Below are 17,483 nucleotides of genomic sequence, written 5' to 3' on the forward strand. Positions count from 1 at the left end.
AGGCGTCAATGCTCCTGTTGCGGATCGTTACTCAGTCTAACATTTTGCCATATCTTTAGTTTCTTTTCCTCCCCGGGCCCCCAACCGCCGCTTCCAGGCCTCCTCGTTGACCTCCTCCGATCCCACGGTGAGCGTCCCCCGTGCACGCCGCTCGGCCGACTCGGCCTAATGTGGTGCCCTGTCACGGCCCCCGGCCCTGGACACGCCCGCCCGCCCCGAAGTCAGGACCGCAAGGACCCAGATGCCCCGCTCGAAGAAGTTCCGGCGCGCCCGTCTGATCGTGATCGTGCTGGTCGTGCTGCTGGTGGCCGGCGTCGGCTACGGCGGCTACCGCGGGGTCACCGCGGTCCGCGCGTCCTTCCCGGAGGTCGACGGCACCGTCAAGGTGGCGGGCATGAGCGCGCCGGTCGACGTCAAGCGGGACGCCAACGGCATCCCGCAGCTCTACGCCGACACCAACGAGGACCTCTTCCGCGCCCAGGGCTACGTCCAGGCGCAGGACCGCTTCTGGGAGATGGACGTCCGGCGGCACATCACCGCCGGCCGGCTGTCCGAGATGTTCGGCGACGGCCAGGTCGACACCGACGCCTTCATCCGGACCATGGGCTGGCGGCAGGTGGCGCAGAAGGAGTTCGACACCAAGCTGTCGGCCGACACCAAGAAGAACCTCCAGGCCTACGCGGACGGCGTGAACGCCTGGCTCGCCGAGCACCCCGGCGGCGAGAAGGCCTCGCTGGAGTACGCCCTGCTCGGCGCCGTCAACGGCGACTACCAGCCCGAGCAGTGGAGCCCGGTCGACTCGGTGGCCTGGCTCAAGGCGATGGCCTGGAACCTCTCCGGGAACCTCCAGGAGGAGATCGACCGCTCGCTGCTGGCCCAGGACTTCGGTCCGGACAAGATCGCCGAGCTGTACCCCGACTACCCGTACACCCGCAACGGCACGATCGTGAAGACCGGCACGGTGGCCGGCGACAACTACCGCCCCGCCGACGGCTCGCCCCCGTCCGGCGGCGGCACCGCCACCACCCAGGGCGCGGCCACCACCAAGGCGCTGCTCCAGGGCCTCACCGACCGGATCGACGGCATGCCGCAGCTGCTCGGCCGCCCCGGCCAGGGCATCGGCTCCAACTCCTGGGTCGTGGCCGGCACCCACACCACCACCGGCAAGCCGCTGCTGGCCAACGACCCGCACCTCGGCCCCGGCCTGCCCTCGGTCTGGTACCAGATGGGCCTGCACTGCCGCACCAGCTCGCCGGCCTGCCAGTACGACGTCTCCGGCTTCAGCTTCGCCGGCATGCCCGGCGTGATCATCGGCCACAACAAGGACGTCGCCTGGGGCTTCACCAACCTCGGCGCCGACGTGACCGACCTCTACCTGGAGAAGGTCACCGGCCCGGACACCTACCAGGTCGACGGCAAGGACGTGAAGTTCGACCTCCGCAAGGAGACCATCAAGGTCGCCGGCGGCGAGGACCGCACGATCACCGTCCGCACCACCCAGACCGGCGCCCCGCTCATCTCCGACCAGAGCACCGAGCAGCAGAACGTCGGCAAGTACGCCCCCAACGGCAGCGCCGCCCCCGACCGCGGCACCGGTGGCTACGGCGTCGCCCTGCAGTGGACGGCGCTGAACCCCGGCAAGACCATGGACGCGGTGTTCGAGCTGGACCGGGCCCGCAACTGGGACGAGTTCCGGGCCGCCGCCAAGGACTTCGCCGTCCCCGCGCAGAACCTGGTCTACGCCGACGCCAAGCACATCGGCTACCAGGCCCCCGGCGACATCCCGGTCCGCGGCAAGGGCGACGGCAGCTACCCGGCCCCGGGCTGGGACTCCACGTACCAGTGGAAGGGCTCGATCCCCTTCACCGCCCTGCCGTACAGCCTGGACCCGTCCGCGGGCTACATCGTCACCGCCAACCAGGCCGTGGTGGACCCGAGCTACAAGTACACGCTCACCAAGGACTGGGAGTACGGCACCCGGGCCAAGGAGATCACCGACCAGATCGAGGGCCTGCTCAAGAACAACGGCAAGATCTCGCCGGACGACATGCAGACCATGCAGCTGGACAACACCAGCATCATGGCCAAGACGCTCGTCCCGCTGCTGCTCAAGCAGCAGATCGACGACCCGTACGTGCGCGAGGCCCAGGACCTGCTGAAGGACTGGAACTACCACCAGGACGCCGACTCGGCCGCCGCCGCCTACTACAACGGCGTCTGGCGCCAGCTGCTCAGCCTGGCCTTCGGCCAGAAGTTCCCGGCCGACCTGCGGGCCAAGGGCAACTGCCTGCTGGTCCGCCAGCAGGACGACCCGACCAGGCCGGACAGCTCCAGCAAGATCGTCACCGAGTGCGGCACCCGCGACCCGGGCAAGGCCCAGCCGGACGGCGGCGACCGCTGGACCGAGGTGGTCCGGCAGCAGCTGGACAAGCCGGACAGCTCCTGGTGGACGTACATCGACTCCCAGCACAAGGAGCAGAAGGGCCTGGACAACCTGCTCAAGGAGGCGATGAAGGACGCCCGGCAGGACCTCACCTCGCTGCTCAGCAAGGACATCTCCACCTGGAGCTGGGGCCGCCTGCACAAGCTGACCCTGCGCGAGCAGACCCTCGGCACCGACGACTCCTCGATCGCCTCCGGCGTGGTCCACCGGCTGCTCAACCGCGGCCCGTACCGGCTCTCCGGCGGCTCCGCGGCCGTCGACGCGGCCGGCTGGAACGCGGCGGCCGGCTACCAGGTGGACTGGATCCCGTCGATGCGCATGGTGATCGACCTGAGCGACCTCGACTCCTCGCGGTGGATCAACGTCGGCGGCGCCTCCGGCCACGCCTTCCACGACAACTACAACGACCAGACCGACCTCTGGCTCAAGGGCAAGCTGCTGACCTGGGCCTACACGCCGGACGCGGTCGAGAAGGCCACCAAGCACAAGCTGGTGCTCACCAACGGCTGACCCCGCACGACCCGCACGACCCCGACGGCCCCGCTCCCTCCCCGGAGCGGGGCCGCCGCCGTCTCACCCCAGCCTCCGCAGCCCGGCGGGCGTGACCGCCAGGTCCACCGGGCGGTCGTGCGGCTCGGCCGGCACCTCGTCCAGCAGCTCGTGCTCGTAGAGCAGCACCGCCAGCACCGGCCGCGCGCCCGCCCGCCCCAGCCGGGCCAGCACCCGGTCGTAGCTGCCGCCGCCGCGGCCCAGCCGCAGCCCCCGCCGGTCCACCGCCAGGCCCGGCAGCAGCACCACGGAGGCCTCCGTGACCGCCTCCGGGCCGAGCCGCGGGCCGACCGGCTCCAGCAGCCCGCGTCCGGCCGGGGCCAGCTCCTGCGGGCCCTGGTAGGCGGCCCAGTCCAGATCGTTGTCGGGCAGCAGCACCGGCAGCAGCACCCGCACCCCGCGCGCCCGCAGCGCGTCCAGCAGCGGCCTGGTCCCGGGCTCGGCGCCCACCGACACGTATGCGGCCACGGTGGCGCCCGGCGCCGCCAGCTCCCCGGCGTGCCCGGCCAGCGCGTGCGCGGCCTGCGCGCGGCCCTCGGCGGAGAGCGCGCGGCGCCGGGTCAACAGCCGTGTCCTCAGATCGCTCTTCTCGTTGTGCATCGGATCCTCCGCAACTCTGTGCCGTCCAGCCGTGCCGCCGACCGGTCCCGCCGACCGGCGCCGTCGACGCGCAGAGCCTGACACGCGAAAGGCCGCCGCGATTGTCCACCCCGCTGCTGGTCCAGGCCCTGGCCGTACTCGGCGCCCCCGCGCTGGCCGGCGCCACCGTGCTCGGGCTGCGGTTGCGCCGGTGCGGCGCCGAAGCCGCTGCCCGGCAGCGCCGGCTGCGCGAGCGGATCGCCGAACTGGAGACCCACTGCGCCGACCTGGAGCGCACCGCCTCCTGCGACCCGCTCACCGGCGTGTGGAACTACCGCCACCTGCAGCTCACCCTGGACCGCGAGATCGAGCGCGCCCGCCGCGCCGAGCGGACCGACCAGCCCGAAGGACCGCGCCCGCTGGCCGTGCTGCTGCTGGAGATCAGCGGCTTCGACGCGGTCGTCGCCGAGCACGGCCGCGGCCGCGCCGGCGCGGTGCTGCGCGACCTCGCCCAGCGGCTGGCGATGGAGATCCGCCGTGCCGACACCCTCGGCCGCTACAGCGGAGAGGAGTTCCTGGTGGTGCTGCCGGACACCGGCGCCGAGGGCGCCGCGCAGGTCGCCGAGCGCCTGGTCTGGTCGGTCCGCCGACACCTGCTGCTCGACTGGTCCTCCGGCCCGCGCGAGTCCCGCCCGGCCCACGGCAACGGCCTCACCGCCGCCGTCGGCGTCGCCGTGCTGCCCGAGGACGGCACCCACGCCGCCGTGCTGCTGCGCGCCGCCGACCGCGCGCTCGCCGAGGCCCGGGCGGCCGGCGGCGACTGCTGGCGGGTCCGCCCGGGCCCCGGCGACCGGTCGGCGGCGCGGCCGCCCGTCCCGCCCGCCGCCGGTGCGCGGCCCAACGCGACTGCCGAGCGTGACCGTTCGGAAAAGCCGGGTAGTCTGTCGCCCTGTGCCGGCGGGGACCCCCTCGCCCAGCCGGTCGATTCCCATACGCCTGCCGCCGTGGCCGGGCCCCGCGACGTGCTGTCCTAGCCGTCGACCGCGCTCGGCCGGGCGAAAACGTGCCTGAGTAAGGTAAACGCATGACGACGACCAACTCCCGAATCCCGGTAACCAAGGCCGTGGTACCCGCGGCCGGACTGGGCACCCGCTTCCTCCCGGCAACCAAGGCCACTCCGAAGGAGATGCTGCCCGTCGTCGACAAGCCGGCTATCCAGTACGTCGTCGAGGAGGCCTCCTCCGCGGGGCTGTCCGACATACTGATGGTCACCGGCCGTAACAAGCGGGCCCTGGAGGACCACTTCGACCGCGCCTACGAGCTGGAGGAGCTGCTCGCCCGCAAGGGCGACCAGGACCGCCTGCGCCGGGTCCGCGAATCCGTCGAGCTGGCCAACATGCACTACGTCCGCCAGGGCGACCCGAAGGGCCTCGGCCACGCCGTCTCGGTCGCCGAGCAGCACGTGGCCGGCCAGCCCTTCGCCGTCCTCCTCGGCGACGACCTGATCGACCCGCGCGACCCGCTGCTCGCCCGCATGATCGAGGTCCAGCAGGAGCTCGGCGGCTCGGTCGTCGCCCTCATGGAGGTCGACCCCTCCCAGATCCACCTCTACGGCTGCGCCGCCGTCAAGGCGAACGGCTTCGGCGAGGACGTCTTCCAGGTGACCGACCTGGTCGAGAAGCCCGAGACGAACGAGGCCCCCTCGAACTACGCCGTCATCGGCCGCTACGTCCTCGACCCGCTGGTCTTCGACGTGCTGCGGGAGACCCCGCCCGGCCGCGGCGGCGAGATCCAGCTCACCGACGCCCTGCGCGAGCTGACCACCCGCGAGCCGGAGGCCGGCGGCCAGGTCCACGGCGTGCTCTTCAAGGGCCGCCGCTACGACACCGGCGACCGCGCGGACTACCTGCGCGCTATCGTCCGACTGGCCTCCGAGCGCGAGGACCTCGGCCCGGAGTTCCGCTCCTGGCTGCGCGAGTTCGTCGCCTCCGAGCTGCAGGACTGACACGACGACAGAGAGCGAGCCGCCGATGACCGGGTCCACCCGACACACCACCGGATCCGCCGCAGCCTGCTGCGACGGAACCACGGACCCGGCACCGGCGGCCCCCCGCCTCTGGACGGTGGACGAACACCTCTCCGACGTCCTGGCGGCAGTCGGCCCGCTGCCCGCCATCGAGCTGCAACTGCTCGACGCCCAGGGCTGCCGGCTCGACGAGGACGTCCTCGCCGACGGCGACCTGCCGCCCTTCGACAACAGCTCGATGGACGGCTACGCCGTGCGCACCGCCGACACCGCCGGCGCCACCGACCCGTACCCCTCGGTGCTCGCCGTCGTCGGCGACATCGCGGCCGGCGCGGGCGAACTGCCCCGGGTCGGGCCCGGCCAGGCCGCCCGGATCATGACCGGCGCCCCCGTTCCGCCCGGCGCCCAGGCCGTCGCCCCGGTCGAATGGACCGACGGCGGCACCGGCACCGGCGTGCCCGCCGACGCGATGACCGCGCCCGTCGAGGACGAGGAGGTCCGCGTCCTGCGCCCGGTCGCCGAGGGCGCCCACATCCGCCGCCGCGGCAGCGACGTCGCGGCCGGCACCAAGGTCCTGGCGGCCGGCACCCGGCTCGGCCCCACCCAGCTCGGCCTGCTCGCCGCGATCGGCCGCGCCACCGTCAAGGTCCGCCCGCGCCCCCGGGTCGTGGTGCTGTCCACCGGCAGCGAGCTGGTCCAGCCCGGCGAGCCGGTCGGCCCCGGGCAGATCTCCGACTCCAACAGCTTCACCCTCACCGCGGCCGCCCAGGACGCCGGCGCCATCGCCTACCGGGTCGGCGCCGTCCCGGACCGGGCCGACCGGCTGCGCGCCGTCCTGGAGGACCAGCTCGGCCGGGCCGACCTGATCGTCACCAGCGGCGGGGTCAGCGTCGGCGCGTACGACGTGGTCAAGGAGGTCTTCGAGTCCTACGGCGGCGTCGACTTCCGCAGGCTGCGGATGCAGCCCGGCAAGCCGCAGGGCTTCGGCCGGATCGGCGGCCCGGCCGGCGTGCCGCTGCTCGCCCTGCCCGGCAACCCGGTCAGCGCCTACATCTCCTTCGAGCTGTTCGTCCGCCCGGTCATCCGCACCATGCTCGGCGCCGCCGACGTCCACCGCCCGGTGGTCCGCGCGCTCTGCCCGGCGGCGCTGCGCTCCCCGGCCGGCCGCCGGCAGTTCCTGCGCGGCCGCTACTCGGCGGCGGACGGCACCGTCGAGCCGGTGGGCGGCGCCGAGTCGCACCTGGTCGGCGCCCTGGCCCGGGCGAACTGCCTGATCACCGTCCCCGAGGCCGTCACCGCCCTGCCCGCCGGCAGCGAGGTCGACGTGGTCCTGCTCGGTTCCTAGGACATGTCCCGCGGACCAGGCCCCTCCCACGGGGTGGGGCGGGGGAGCTGTACGGTAGCGCGGTATTCCACCTGCGCGCCCCTGGAGCCACCCGTGACGACACCTGCCCCCGGCGACCGCCTCACCCACGTCGACGACCAGGGCGCGGCCCGGATGGTCGACGTCTCCGAGAAGGCCACCACCGCGCGCACCGCCGTCGCGGCCGGCCGGGTCCGGGTCTCCCCGAAGGTGGTCGAGCTGCTGCGCGGCGAGGGCGTGCCCAAGGGCGACGCCCTCGCGGTGGCCCGGATCGCCGGGATCATGGGCGCCAAGAAGACCCCCGACCTGGTCCCGCTCTGCCACCCCATCGCCGTCTCCGGCGTCACGGTGGACCTCACGGTCGCGGACGACGCCGTCGAGATCACCGCCACCGTGAGGACCGCCGACCGCACCGGCGTCGAGATGGAGGCGCTGACCGCCGTCGCGGTGGCCGGCCTCACCGTCATCGACATGGTCAAGGCCGTGGACAAGGGCGCCGCCATCGAGTCCGTCCGGGTGCTCAGCAAGACCGGCGGCAAGAGCGGCGACTGGTTCGCGCCGGAGGCGGGCGAGTGAGCGGGCGCAACGAGCCCACCACCGAGGGACACGGGCGGATGAGGGCCCTTGCGGTCACCGTGTCCAACCGGGCCTCGGCCGGCGTCTACGAGGACAGGGGCGGCCCGCTGCTGGTGGCCGGCCTGACCGCGATGGGCTTCACCGCCGACGGCCCCCGGGTCGTCCCGGACGGCGAGCCGGTGGAGGCCGTCCTGCGCGAGGCCGTCGCGGCCGGCTACGACGTCGTGCTCACCACCGGCGGCACCGGCATCTCGCCGATGGACCTCACCCCGGAGATGACCGCCCGGGTGATCGACCGGCAGGTCCCCGGCATCGCCGAGTCCATCCGCGCGTACGGCCGGGAGAAGGTGCCGACCTCGGCGCTCTCCCGAGGGCTGGCCGGACTCGCCGGACGTACCCTGATCGTCAACCTGCCGGGCTCGACCGGCGGCGTCAAGGACGGCCTGGCCGTCCTCGAACCGCTGCTCGCCCACGCCGTCGACCAGCTCGGCGGCGGGGACCACCCCCGGCCGGACGCACCAGCTTCCGGGAGAACGCACTGAACGCCGGTTGGCCGGTAGAACTCCACGAGGGGGAGGTCGTGCTGCGCCCGATCCGGGCCCGCGACCAGCGCGAGTGGCAGGAGGTCAGCCTCCGCAACCGGGACTGGCTGCGTCGCTGGGAGGCGACCGTCCCGCCCGGTCCGGCCGGGCAGGCCGCCGGGCCGCGCCCGACGTTCCGGCAGATGGTGCGCTTCCTGCGCGGTGAGGGCTCGGCCGGGCGGATGCTGCCCTTCGTGGTGCTCTACAAGGGCCAGCTGGTCGGCCAGCTGACCGTCGGCGGCATCACCTGGGGCTCGATGTGCTCGGCGAACGTCGGGTACTGGATCGACGAGGCGGTGGCCGGCCGGGGCATCATGCCGACCGCCGTGGCGCTTTCCGTCAACCACTGCTTCCGCACTCTCGGCCTGCACCGGATCGAGGTCTGCATCCGCCCGGAGAACGGCCCGAGCCGCCGCGTGGTGGAAAAGCTCGGCTTCCGCTCGGAGGGAATCCGTCCGCGCTATCTCCACATCGACGGCGCCTGGCAGGACCACCTGGTGTACGCGCTGACCGCCGAGGAGGTGCCGGAGGGGATGCTGGAACGCTGGCGGTCGATCAGTTCAGGCCACGAGTCAAGTAATTGAATATATGTTCGAAAAAAATATCGATATGGCATCGCCGCGATGTCGGACTGGCACAAATACCGGCAAAATAGTCGGAGAATCAGCTTGATCACACGACACGCCGAGCCAAATTGCTGCCAGGCCTTCCCGGCGCCCGTACGGTGTGGATCGTGAGCAGTAGCGGCCTTATCTACGCCGTCATCGTAGGGGCCTGGGCCGCCTATCTGGTGCCGATGTGGCTCCGCAGGCAGGACGAACTCAACGAGGTGCGCCCGACGGAGCGCTTCAGCACCGCCATCCGCCTGCTGGCCGGGCGTTCGGGGCTGGAGCGGCGGGCAGCCCGGGCCCTGGGCGACGAACCGCGTGACGACGAGCACAGCAGCGACGGCCCTCCCGGACGGGACGGGGCCGCCTCCGGCGACCCCGCGGCGGACTCCGCGCCGCCCGCCGTGGAGCCCGAGTCATCGGCCTCCGTCGAGCCCCCGCCCGAGCCGGTGTCCACGGCCGGGCCCGAGGCCGCGCCCGAGCGGGGTGCCCGGGAAGAGCGTCCGGGCTCCGCGCCGCACGGCGGGGCACAGCGCCGGGCCCGGCTGCTGGCCCGCCGGCGCCGGATGGTCACCGCCCTCTTCCTGGGCTTCGCGCTCGGCGCCGTGGTCGCGGCGGTGGCCGGACTGGCCTTCCTCTGGGTCCCGGCCGTCCCGGCGATCCTCCTCACCCTGTACATCGGCCACCTGCGCAAGCTGGAGCGCCAGCGCTACGAGGTGAAGCTCGACCGTGCCCGGGCCGCCCAGGCGGCCGAGCGGCTGCGCAAGCGCGAGCAGCAGCGCGCCGCGGCCCGGAGCGTCCCCGCCGAGGCCGTCGACACCCAGGCCCACACCCAGGCCCACACCCAGGCCCACGCCCGGGCCCACGCCCCGGCTCGCGCCCAGGCCCCGGCGGCCGAGGGGCGGGCCGGACGCCGTCCGCACCTGCGGCTGGCCGCCGACCCCGGCGAGGCCGCCGTCTCGGCGCCGTCCGCCTCCGCGGTGGCCGAGGCGACCGAGCACGAGGAGTGGGTCGACGGCATGCGCGAGCGCGGCGCGGCCGGCCCGGACTCCTGGGAGCCGGTGCCCGTCCCGCTGCCGACGTACGTCACGGCGCCGGTCGCCCCCCGGGTCTCGCGGGGCCTCGACCTGACGGCTCCCGGTACCTGGACCGCGGGCCGCCCCGCCGAGTCCACCCGCAACACCCCGCTGTTCGACCAGTACGCCGAGCCGTCGGCCCCGGAGGCCCGCCCCCGCGCGGCCAACGAGTGACCTCCCCGGCCCCCGGACCAGCACCGCATCCCCGGGGGTGGTCACGGGCCCCCTCCGAAAGGTGCTAGAGTTTCTTCTCGTTGGGGCTGTGGCGCAGTCCGGTAGCGCACCTCGTTCGCATCGAGGGGGTCAGGGGTTCGAATCCCCTCAGCTCCACCCAACAAGGGCCCCGCCCGGTCGTCAGACCGGGCGGGGCTTCTGCGTTGTCCGGGGGCGATTCGGCGCGGGGATGCGGGAGTTGGCCGTGTGACGACCGTCACGGTGGGGCGGGGCCGTGAACTGACGGTCGGTCGCGGGTGAGAGTGGGGGCGGGACAAGGGCGGGAACCGGAGCGGGAACGGCCGAGGGCCGGCCGGGGAGTCCGGTCGGCCCTCGGGGTGGGGCGGGGTGGGGCGGAGTGGGTCAGGGGCGCTGGGAGCCGGCGTAGGGGCCGGGCTGGGGGGCGCCGGACTGCGGCGGGACGGCGCCGTAGCGGGGCGGGCGGTAGCCGCGGGGGTGCCGGGTCAGGTTGTAGCCCAGGACGCCCGCCAGGGCGGCCAGGGCGCCGCCGCCGATGGTCCAGTACCAGCGGCTGTTCCAGCCGGAGAACCAGCCGGTGTACCAGTGCTCCTCGGCCGCCACCGGGGCGGCCGCCTTGGCGGTGGCGGCGCCGCCACCGGCTGGCGGGACCAGCGGGGCCTTGAGCTCGCCGCCCTCCGGCTGGGCGTTGTCCGCGTTGCCCTTGGCGCTGACGTGCAGCTGGACGGAGGTGGCCAGGCCCAGGTCGGTCTGCGGGACGTCGCTGACCGAGAGCCGCACGTAGTAGGTGCCGGGCAGCGGGTCGCCGGACCACGGCTCGGCCCAGGAGCGGACCTCGCGCAGGGTGCAGCTCAGCGTGAGCGTGCCGGTGTTCTGGTCGCCGGTGGCGTTCTGGGTGCCGGCGGTGCAGGACTGGCGGCGGCGGAGCCCGTCGAAGACCTCGGCGGACCAGGTCTGCGGGCCGTGCCGGTCGGTCGCGGGGGCCAGGTTGACGGTCAGGCCGATCGTCGGGGTCTGGCCCTCGGAGGCGCCGAACGCCCAGTACAGGTAGTCACCGGTGGAGGCGGCGACGTTGGCGTCCTGGCCGGGGGAGAGGTTGGTCGCGGTCAGGAAGGAGGTGCCGGCCTTGGTGGCCGGGGCCGGGGCGCCGCTCGCGCTCGCCGAGGGCGAGGGGGAGGCGGCGGAGGCGGCCGGGGCGGCCAGCGCGAGGGCGGGCAGCAGGGCGAGGGCGGCGAGGGCGCCGCGAAGGGTCGTGCGCGTGGTTCGTCGCATGGTCAGTTCTCCCGCCAGACAGAGATCCGCCAGCGGGCGATCCAGCCGAACACCAGGCCGAACAGCAGTCCGGCGAGGGTGAGGGTGAGCAGCAGGATCCAGCCGCGGCCCAGGCCCATCGCCGCGCCCTCGGGGGCGGACGAGGCGGTGGCCAGGTCGACGGTCAGCTCCAGCGGCAGGCCGGGGTCGGCCTGGACGCCGGCCTGCGGGGCCAGCGAGTTGCTGACGACCAGGCAGACGGTGGTCTCCGGCTTGGCGCTCGACGAGGAGGTCGGGCCGGTGGTGATGTAGCCCTTGGAGTCGCTGGTGGACCAGCGCAGGCCGGTGGAGATCACGTCGGTGCGGCTGCTGCCGGCGTCGGTGCCGCGGACCAGCTCCTGGCCGGTCGCGCTGGTGGCCTGCAGCAGGACGCCGTAGTCCCGGGCCACCGCGCGGTCCAGGCCGACGCTGACCGAGGCGCGCAGCTCCTGGCCGGACTTGACCGGGACCTTGTAGACGCGGTGCTCGGAGAACTTCTCGCGGTCGCTGTACACGCCCGGGGCGAGCACCGGGGCGCTCTCGCACTTGTCGGCGCCGGAGGTCTTCACCGGGGTCACCGCGTAGGTGTCGTTGGAGCGGTCGACCAGTTGCTTCACCTTGTCGGTGAGCTGCTCCTGGGTGCGGACGTCGGTGTAGGTGCCACCGGTCGCGTTGGCGATGCAGAGCAGCTGCTGGCGGGTCTTGTCGTCGTGGGCCAGGCCGAGGGTGTCGACGACCAGGTGGATGCCCTGGGAGGCGAGTTCACGGGCGACGTCGCAGGGGTCCGGCGGGGTGCAGGTGTCCTCGCCGTCGGTGATCAGCACCACCCGGCGGGTGGTCTCGCCCTTGCCGAGGTCCTGGGCCGCGCCGCGCAGGGCCAGGCCGATCGGGGTCCAGCCGGTGGGCCGCAGGGTGGCGACGGCCGTCTTGGCCTCGACCTTGTTGGTCTTGCCGACCGGGTACAGCTGCTTGGTGTCCTGGCAGCCCTGGGTCTTGTCGTTGCCGGGGTAGTTCGCGCCCAGGGTGCGGATGCCGAACTCGGTCTCCGCGGGCAGCGCGTCGATCACGTCGTTCAGCGACTGCTGGGCCACCGAGATCCGGCTCTTGCCCTGGATGTCCCGCTCGTTCATGGAGCCGCTGACGTCCAGGACGAGGTCGACCCTGGGGGCCTCCTTGGGCGCGGCGGCGCCGGCTGATGGTTCGTCGGCGTGGGCGGGCAGGCCGATGAGCAGCGAGGCGCCCGTTATCGCCAGGGCGCCCAGCAGGCTGCCGAGCCTGGTCTTTGGTCGTCGTCCGGTAGTCACCCGGTGATCCTAGGGATCATCAGTTCGCGATGGCCAAACGAGACCGGATCGTGCACCACCCCGCCGCGGCGTGAACTCCGGCGCGTGGAAAGGCCGTCGGGCCTGCGCGGACTTACGTCCGCCCTACCCGGGCCGGATAGCCTTCCGTGCGGGTTTCGTGCGAGTCCGGGCGGGAATGGGGGCGCGGTGGAGCTGACGGGGGTCGGAAAACGGTACGGGCGGCGCGGGCGGTGGGTCCTGCGCGGGGTCGATCTCGCCGTCGGGCCGGGGGAGTTGGTGCGGATCGCCGGGGCGAACGGGAGCGGCAAGTCGACGCTGCTCCGGCTGGCGGCCGGGATCGAGCGGCCGACCGCCGGGCGGGTGGCCCGCCCGGGCGGCGCCGCCTACGTGCCCGAACGCTTCCCGCCCGCGCTGCCGTTCGACGCCGCCTCGTACCTGCTGCGGGTGGGCCGGGTGCACGGGCTGTCGGCGGAGCGGGCGCGGCGGCGGGCCGGGGACTGGCTGGACCGCTTCGGCATCGCGGACCGGGCGGGCACGCCGCTGAGCCGGCTGTCGAAGGGCACCTGCCAGAAGGTCGCGGTCGCGCAGGCGCTGCTCGCGCAGGCCCCGGTCCTGCTGCTGGACGAGGCCTGGACCGGGCTCGACCCCGACGCCAGGGCGGTGCTGGACGAGGCGGCCGCCGAGCGGGCGGCGGACGGCGGGACGGTGCTGTTCGTCGACCACGACCCGGCCCGGCTGGCCGGGCTGACCAGCGCCGCCTACCGGGTCGGCGCGGACGGCGCGCTGCGGCCCGCCGAGGAGGCGGGGCCCGTGCCGGACGGCGGCCCGGAGACGGAGGTCGAGGTGGACGTCCCGGACGGCACCCCGCTGCCGCCCCGGCTGCCCGGGGTGCCGCGGCTCACCCCGCTGGCCGGCACGGCCGTGCGGCTGACGGTGCCGGCCGCGCACACGGAGGCGCTGCTGCGCCGGCTGCTGCTCGGCCGCCCGGCCGTCCGGGTGCTGGCGGTGCGGCAGCGGGAGGGGCGGCGGTGAGGCAGGTCGGGGCGCTGGCCCGGTACCACCTGGAACTGCTGGTGCGCTCGCACGCCTGGCTGCCGCCGTTCCTGGCGTACGCGCTGCTGCTGGTGGTGGGCGTGTCGGCGGGCAACCCGCTGCTGGGCGACCTCGGCTACGGCGCGGCCGTGCTGCTGCCGGTGAGCGCCTGGTACGTGCGCAGCGCGCTCGGGGCGGAGCCGCCGGCCTCGCGGGCCTGCCTGGTCGCGGCGGCGGGGCCGCTGCGGGTGCACCTGGGCGCGCTGCTGGCGGCGCTGACGGCCGGGCTGGTGCTGGCGGCGGCCGAGGTGGCGGCGCTGTGGTGGCTGAGCGGGACGGTGGCCAACCCGGGGGTGGAGCGGCAGCCGCCGGTCGGACCGGCGCTGGCGGCCGGGGCGTCGGCCGCGGTGGTGTGCGTGCTGCTGGGGGTGGTGGCCGGGGCGCTGGCGAACCGGCCGGTGCTGGCGCGGCCGCAGTACGGCATCGCGGTGGCACTGGTGCTGGCCGCGCTGGCGCTGGTGGCGCCGCTCTCGCCGGCCAACGCGGCGGTCCGCGGTCTGGTCTCCGCGGCCCGCACCGGCCGGGTCGCCGTGCCGTGGGCGGAACTGCCGCTCGCCGCCGTCCTGCTGGCCGCGGCGGCGGCCGGGGCGGCGGCGCTGGCCGGACGGCGGCCCGAGTGAGCGGAGGATTCACGCCAAGAGCGGACACACCGCAGCAAAAAGCCGATAAATATGGATAGTGCTCGTTAGGGTGACGAACCTGGGTGAACCGGCTTCGTTCCGTCGGTCCATCCCGACTGGCATCCCCCGGAACAGCGCTCCGGCTCCCCGCGACCCCCAGGACGGTCCGTGGCGACACCCCCCGCCGTGACGAGAACCGCAGCCCGGCCGAGCCGGCCGGTGCCGACCAGGCGCACCACCGAACTGCTGCTGGTCCTGGCCGCCGTGCTGATCGCCGTGTTCGGCTACGTCGAGGTCGGCGTCAACCTGGACGGCAGGGTGCCGGCCGACGCGGCCGAGTACGGCGCCGCGCTCGGCGTGCTCGCCCTGCTGGCGCACGCCGTGGTCCGCCGGCGGGCCCGGTACGCGGACCCGCTGCTGCTGCCGATCGCGGTGCTGCTCAACGGCATCGGCCTGGTGGTGATCTACCGGCTCGACCGCGCCACCTCGGGCGTCGGCGCGGCCTCCACCCAGCTGCTCTGGTCGAGCCTGGGGGTGGCACTGTTCATCGCCGTCGTGCTGCTGGTGCGCGACCACCGGCGGCTGCAGCGGTACGCCTACCTCGGGGCGCTGGTGGCGCTGGTCCTGCTGGTGCTGCCGATCTTCTTCCCGCCGGTGTACGGCTCGCGGATCTGGATCGTCATCGGGCCGCTGTCCTTCCAGCCGGGCGAGTTCGCCAAGATCCTGCTGGCCGTCTTCTTCGCCGCCTACCTGGCGGTGCACCGGGACGCGCTGGCGCTCACCGGCCGCCGGGTCTGGCGCTGGCAGCTGCCGCGCGGCCGGGTGCTCGGGCCGGTGCTGCTGATCTGGGCGGCTTTCGTCGGCGTCCTGGTGCTGGAGACGGACCTCGGCACCTCGCTGCTGTTCTTCGGCCTGTTCGTGGTGATGCTGTACGTGGCCACCGCGCGCACCGGGTGGATCGCGATCGGGCTGGCCCTGGCGGCGGTCGGGGCGGTCACGGTGGGCTGGCTGTCGCCGCACGTGCACAGCCGGGTGACGGACTGGCTGGACCCGCTGGGCTCGATCGCGGCGGGCAAGGGCGCCAACCAGATCGCCCAGTCGCTGTTCGCCTTCGCCTGGGGAGGGGAGCTGGGCACCGGGCTCGGCAACGGGCACTCGGTGCTGATCGGCTTCGCCGCCAAGTCGGACTTCATCCTCGCCACCATCGGCGAGGAACTCGGCCTGACCGGGCTCGTCGCGGTGTTCCTGCTGTACGCGCTGCTGATCTCCCGGGGGTTCCGGACGGGCATCGCGCTGCGCGACCCGTTCGGGCGGCTGCTGGCGATCGGGCTGGCCGCCATCGTCGGCCTCCAGGTGTTCGTGGTGGCCGGCGGGGTGCTCGACCTCATCCCGCTGACCGGGATGACGCTGCCGTTCGTCGCGCAGGGCGGCTCCTCGGTGGTCACCAACTGGATCATCGTGGCGTTGCTGGTGCGGATGAGCGACATCGCGCGCCGACCGGCCCCGGCCCCGGTGCCGCCCGCGTCCGGGTCCGTTTCGGAGGAGGACTGATGGCGCGCATCCGCTCCCGTCCGCGCGCCCGGGGCAACGGGCCGCAGGGCCTGCCCGGCATCTCCGTCACCGGGCGCCGCGCGGGCGTCTTCTGCCTGCTGCTGGTCGCGGCGCTGTGCGTCCAGGCCACCCGGGTGCAGGTGTTCCAGGCCAAGGACCTCAACCACAACGCCGCCAACCAGCGGCTCACCATCGAGCGGTACTCGCAGCCGCGCGGCAACATCCGGGTCGGCGCGGACACCGTGACCGGCTCCGAACCCACCGGCGGCCGGTACGACTACAAGCGCACCTACACCGACGGCCCGACGTACGCGGCCGTCACCGGCTTCGCCTCGCAGGCGTACGGCAACACCCAGCTGGAGGGGGTCGAGGACGACCTGCTGTCCGGGACGGACAGCAGACTGGCCGGCTGGGCGGTCTGGGACGCCGTCGCCCGCAGGCAGAACCCCGGCGGGGACGTCTACACCACCCTGAACCGGGCCGCCCAGGAGGCCGCGGTGCGCGGGCTCGGCAGCCAGAAGGGCGCGGTGGCCGCGATCGAGCCGGCCACCGGCCGGATCCTCGCCCTGGCCAGCACGCCGTCCTACGACCCGGGCAGTTTCGCCGGCTCCGCCGCGGCCGACCAGGCCGCCTGGAACCGGCTGCAGGCCGACACCGACCAGCCGATGCTCAACCGGGCGCTGCGCCAGACCTACCCGCCGGGCTCGACCTTCAAGGTGGTCACGGCGGCGGCCGCGCTCGCGGCCGGGGTGGTCACCGACCCCGACGCGCCGACCGACGCGCCGTACCCGTACGTGCTGCCCGGGACGACCACGCCGCTGGTCAACGACACCTCGGCGTGCGACCGGCCCGGCCAGTCGCTGGACACCGCGATGGTCTACAGCTGCAACAGCGTGCTGGGCTACCTCGGGGTGCGGACCGGGCTGGGCCCGATGGTGGCGATGGCCGAGGACTTCGGCTTCAACGACGCCGGGCTGGACATGCCGGTGCGCCCGGCCCGGTCCAACTTCGACACCACGATGAACCAGTCGCAGCTGGCGCTCTCCTCGATCGGGCAGTTCGACACCGCGGCGACCCCGCTGGTGATGGCGATGGTCGCGGCCGGGATCGCCAACGACGGGACGGTGATGCGTCCGCAGCTCGTGGACAAGCTGACGAAGGGCGACGGCACCGCCGTGCAGCTGATGAAACCCGCCGTGTACCGGCGGGCGATGACCCCGGCGGTGGCCGGGCAGGTGCAGAAGCTGATGACCGACGTGGTCGAGAACGGCACCGGCGGCAACGCCCGGATCGGCGGCGCGGTGGTCGGCGGGAAGACCGGCACCGCGCAGCACGGCGTGGACAACAGCGGGACGCCGTACGCCTGGTTCATCTCCTGGGCCAAGCCCGCGGGCTCGGACGCGGTGCCGCCGGTGGCGGTGGCCGTGGTGATCGCGGACAGTGACGCCACGGACGTCACCGGCGGCGGGCTGGCCGCGCCGATCGCCCGCTCGGTGATGCGGGCGGTGCTGGGCCGCTGAGCCGGTCGATCGACCGCCGTCGAGTCGGTCAGCCGACCGACCGCCGCCGAGCTGCCGCTTTAGCTGCTGGACGGCAAATCCGCCGTCTGCGAAGTGTCCGGTTTGTATAGACT

General features: G+C 73.9%; 15 protein-coding genes and 1 tRNA gene. 13 read left to right on the top strand and 3 right to left on the bottom strand.

What is annotated here, in order from left to right; genetic code table 11:
- The first annotated feature begins 241 nt into the window (after positions 1-241).
- The gene (locus tag ACIQVZ_RS19450) at positions 242-2,953 is read left to right on the top strand and encodes a penicillin acylase family protein (RefSeq protein WP_402451422.1); all 2,712 of its coding nucleotides are present in this window, start codon (positions 242-244) and stop codon (positions 2,951-2,953) included.
- 63 nt (positions 2,954-3,016) lie between these two features.
- Here ACIQVZ_RS19450 and ACIQVZ_RS19455 read toward each other — a convergent pair whose 3' ends face one another.
- Positions 3,017-3,592: a 5-formyltetrahydrofolate cyclo-ligase gene (locus ACIQVZ_RS19455; RefSeq protein ID WP_350877697.1), complete on the bottom strand. Its 576-nt coding sequence runs from the start codon at positions 3,590-3,592 to the stop codon at positions 3,017-3,019.
- A gap of 101 nt (positions 3,593-3,693) precedes the next feature.
- Between ACIQVZ_RS19455 and ACIQVZ_RS19460 the strand changes: the two genes are divergently transcribed.
- The 8 genes from ACIQVZ_RS19460 (at position 3,694) to ACIQVZ_RS19495 (ending at position 10,131) form a co-directional block, all read left to right on the top strand.
- Entirely contained in the window at positions 3,694-4,605 is a 912-nt protein-coding gene (locus ACIQVZ_RS19460; RefSeq protein ID WP_402451424.1) for a GGDEF domain-containing protein, read from the top strand.
- A gap of 50 nt (positions 4,606-4,655) precedes the next feature.
- Positions 4,656-5,576 (top strand): UTP--glucose-1-phosphate uridylyltransferase GalU, encoded by a 921-nt coding sequence (galU, locus tag ACIQVZ_RS19465; RefSeq protein WP_350877699.1) that lies wholly within the window; start codon positions 4,656-4,658, stop codon positions 5,574-5,576.
- A 25-nt stretch (positions 5,577-5,601) separates the two neighbouring features.
- Positions 5,602-6,942 (top strand): gephyrin-like molybdotransferase Glp, encoded by a 1,341-nt coding sequence (gene glp, locus ACIQVZ_RS19470; RefSeq protein ID WP_402451427.1) that lies wholly within the window; start codon positions 5,602-5,604, stop codon positions 6,940-6,942.
- 153 nt (positions 6,943-7,095) lie between these two features.
- On the top strand, positions 7,096-7,536 hold the full coding sequence (moaC, locus tag ACIQVZ_RS19475) for a cyclic pyranopterin monophosphate synthase MoaC (protein WP_350877780.1): 441 nt from the start codon (positions 7,096-7,098) through the stop codon (positions 7,534-7,536).
- A 38-nt stretch (positions 7,537-7,574) separates the two neighbouring features.
- A complete protein-coding gene (locus tag ACIQVZ_RS19480; protein ID WP_371517395.1) occupies positions 7,575-8,078 on the top strand; it encodes a molybdenum cofactor biosynthesis protein B in 504 nt (167 codons plus the stop codon).
- A gap of 38 nt (positions 8,079-8,116) precedes the next feature.
- Positions 8,117-8,701, top strand: a complete 585-nt coding sequence (locus ACIQVZ_RS19485; RefSeq protein WP_380345730.1) for a GNAT family N-acetyltransferase — start codon at positions 8,117-8,119, stop codon at positions 8,699-8,701.
- A 149-nt stretch (positions 8,702-8,850) separates the two neighbouring features.
- Positions 8,851-9,975, top strand: coding sequence for a gephyrin-like molybdotransferase receptor GlpR (gene glpR, locus ACIQVZ_RS19490; protein WP_402451430.1), 1,125 nt, complete (start codon positions 8,851-8,853; stop codon positions 9,973-9,975).
- An 82-nt stretch (positions 9,976-10,057) separates the two neighbouring features.
- Positions 10,058-10,131, top strand: a tRNA-Ala gene (locus tag ACIQVZ_RS19495).
- A gap of 246 nt (positions 10,132-10,377) precedes the next feature.
- On the opposite strand, the gene ACIQVZ_RS19500 is transcribed toward ACIQVZ_RS19495, so the two are convergent.
- Both ACIQVZ_RS19500 and ACIQVZ_RS19505 read right to left on the bottom strand, forming a co-directional pair.
- Positions 10,378-11,265, bottom strand: coding sequence for a peptidase (locus ACIQVZ_RS19500; RefSeq protein WP_402451433.1), 888 nt, complete (start codon positions 11,263-11,265; stop codon positions 10,378-10,380).
- Between the two features lie 2 nt (positions 11,266-11,267).
- Positions 11,268-12,587, bottom strand: coding sequence for a VWA domain-containing protein (locus ACIQVZ_RS19505; RefSeq protein ID WP_371517392.1), 1,320 nt, complete (start codon positions 12,585-12,587; stop codon positions 11,268-11,270).
- 186 nt (positions 12,588-12,773) lie between these two features.
- On the opposite strand from ACIQVZ_RS19505, the gene ACIQVZ_RS19510 reads away from it, so the two are divergent.
- From ACIQVZ_RS19510 to ACIQVZ_RS19525, 4 genes are all read left to right on the top strand, one after another.
- The gene (locus ACIQVZ_RS19510) at positions 12,774-13,619 is read left to right on the top strand and encodes an ATP-binding cassette domain-containing protein (protein ID WP_402451436.1); all 846 of its coding nucleotides are present in this window, start codon (positions 12,774-12,776) and stop codon (positions 13,617-13,619) included.
- Complete coding sequence (locus tag ACIQVZ_RS19515) at positions 13,616-14,299, top strand: ABC transporter (protein WP_402451438.1); 684 nt, start codon at positions 13,616-13,618, stop codon at positions 14,297-14,299. Before ACIQVZ_RS19510 ends, ACIQVZ_RS19515 begins: the two co-directional genes overlap by 4 nt.
- 186 nt (positions 14,300-14,485) lie before the next feature.
- The gene (locus ACIQVZ_RS19520; protein WP_402451440.1) at positions 14,486-15,850 is read left to right on the top strand and encodes an FtsW/RodA/SpoVE family cell cycle protein; all 1,365 of its coding nucleotides are present in this window, start codon (positions 14,486-14,488) and stop codon (positions 15,848-15,850) included.
- Complete coding sequence (locus tag ACIQVZ_RS19525) at positions 15,850-17,370, top strand: penicillin-binding transpeptidase domain-containing protein (protein ID WP_402451444.1); 1,521 nt, start codon at positions 15,850-15,852, stop codon at positions 17,368-17,370. The genes ACIQVZ_RS19520 and ACIQVZ_RS19525 overlap by 1 nt, the downstream gene beginning before the upstream one ends.
- Positions 17,371-17,483 lie beyond the last annotated feature (113 nt).

The sequence above is a fragment of the Kitasatospora sp. NPDC098663 genome (genome assembly GCF_044760075.1).
Lineage (GTDB): Bacteria > Actinomycetota > Actinomycetes > Streptomycetales > Streptomycetaceae > Kitasatospora.

Bases quoted from the DNA above. Each gene is read 5' to 3' on its own strand.
- galU (WP_350877699.1), top strand. From the start codon at position 4,656: ATGACGACGACCAACTCCCGAATCCCGGTAACCAAGGCCGTGGTACCC.
- glp (WP_402451427.1), top strand. From the start codon at position 5,602: ATGACCGGGTCCACCCGACACACCACCGGATCCGCCGCAGCCTGCTGC.
- ACIQVZ_RS19500 (WP_402451433.1), bottom strand. From the start codon at position 11,265: ATGCGACGAACCACGCGCACGACCCTTCGCGGCGCCCTCGCCGCCCTC.
- ACIQVZ_RS19480 (WP_371517395.1), top strand. From the start codon at position 7,575: ATGAGGGCCCTTGCGGTCACCGTGTCCAACCGGGCCTCGGCCGGCGTC.
- ACIQVZ_RS19525 (WP_402451444.1), top strand. From the start codon at position 15,850: ATGGCGCGCATCCGCTCCCGTCCGCGCGCCCGGGGCAACGGGCCGCAG.
- ACIQVZ_RS19450 (WP_402451422.1), top strand. From the start codon at position 242: ATGCCCCGCTCGAAGAAGTTCCGGCGCGCCCGTCTGATCGTGATCGTG.
- ACIQVZ_RS19455 (WP_350877697.1), bottom strand. From the start codon at position 3,592: ATGCACAACGAGAAGAGCGATCTGAGGACACGGCTGTTGACCCGGCGC.
- moaC (WP_350877780.1), top strand. From the start codon at position 7,096: ATGGTCGACGTCTCCGAGAAGGCCACCACCGCGCGCACCGCCGTCGCG.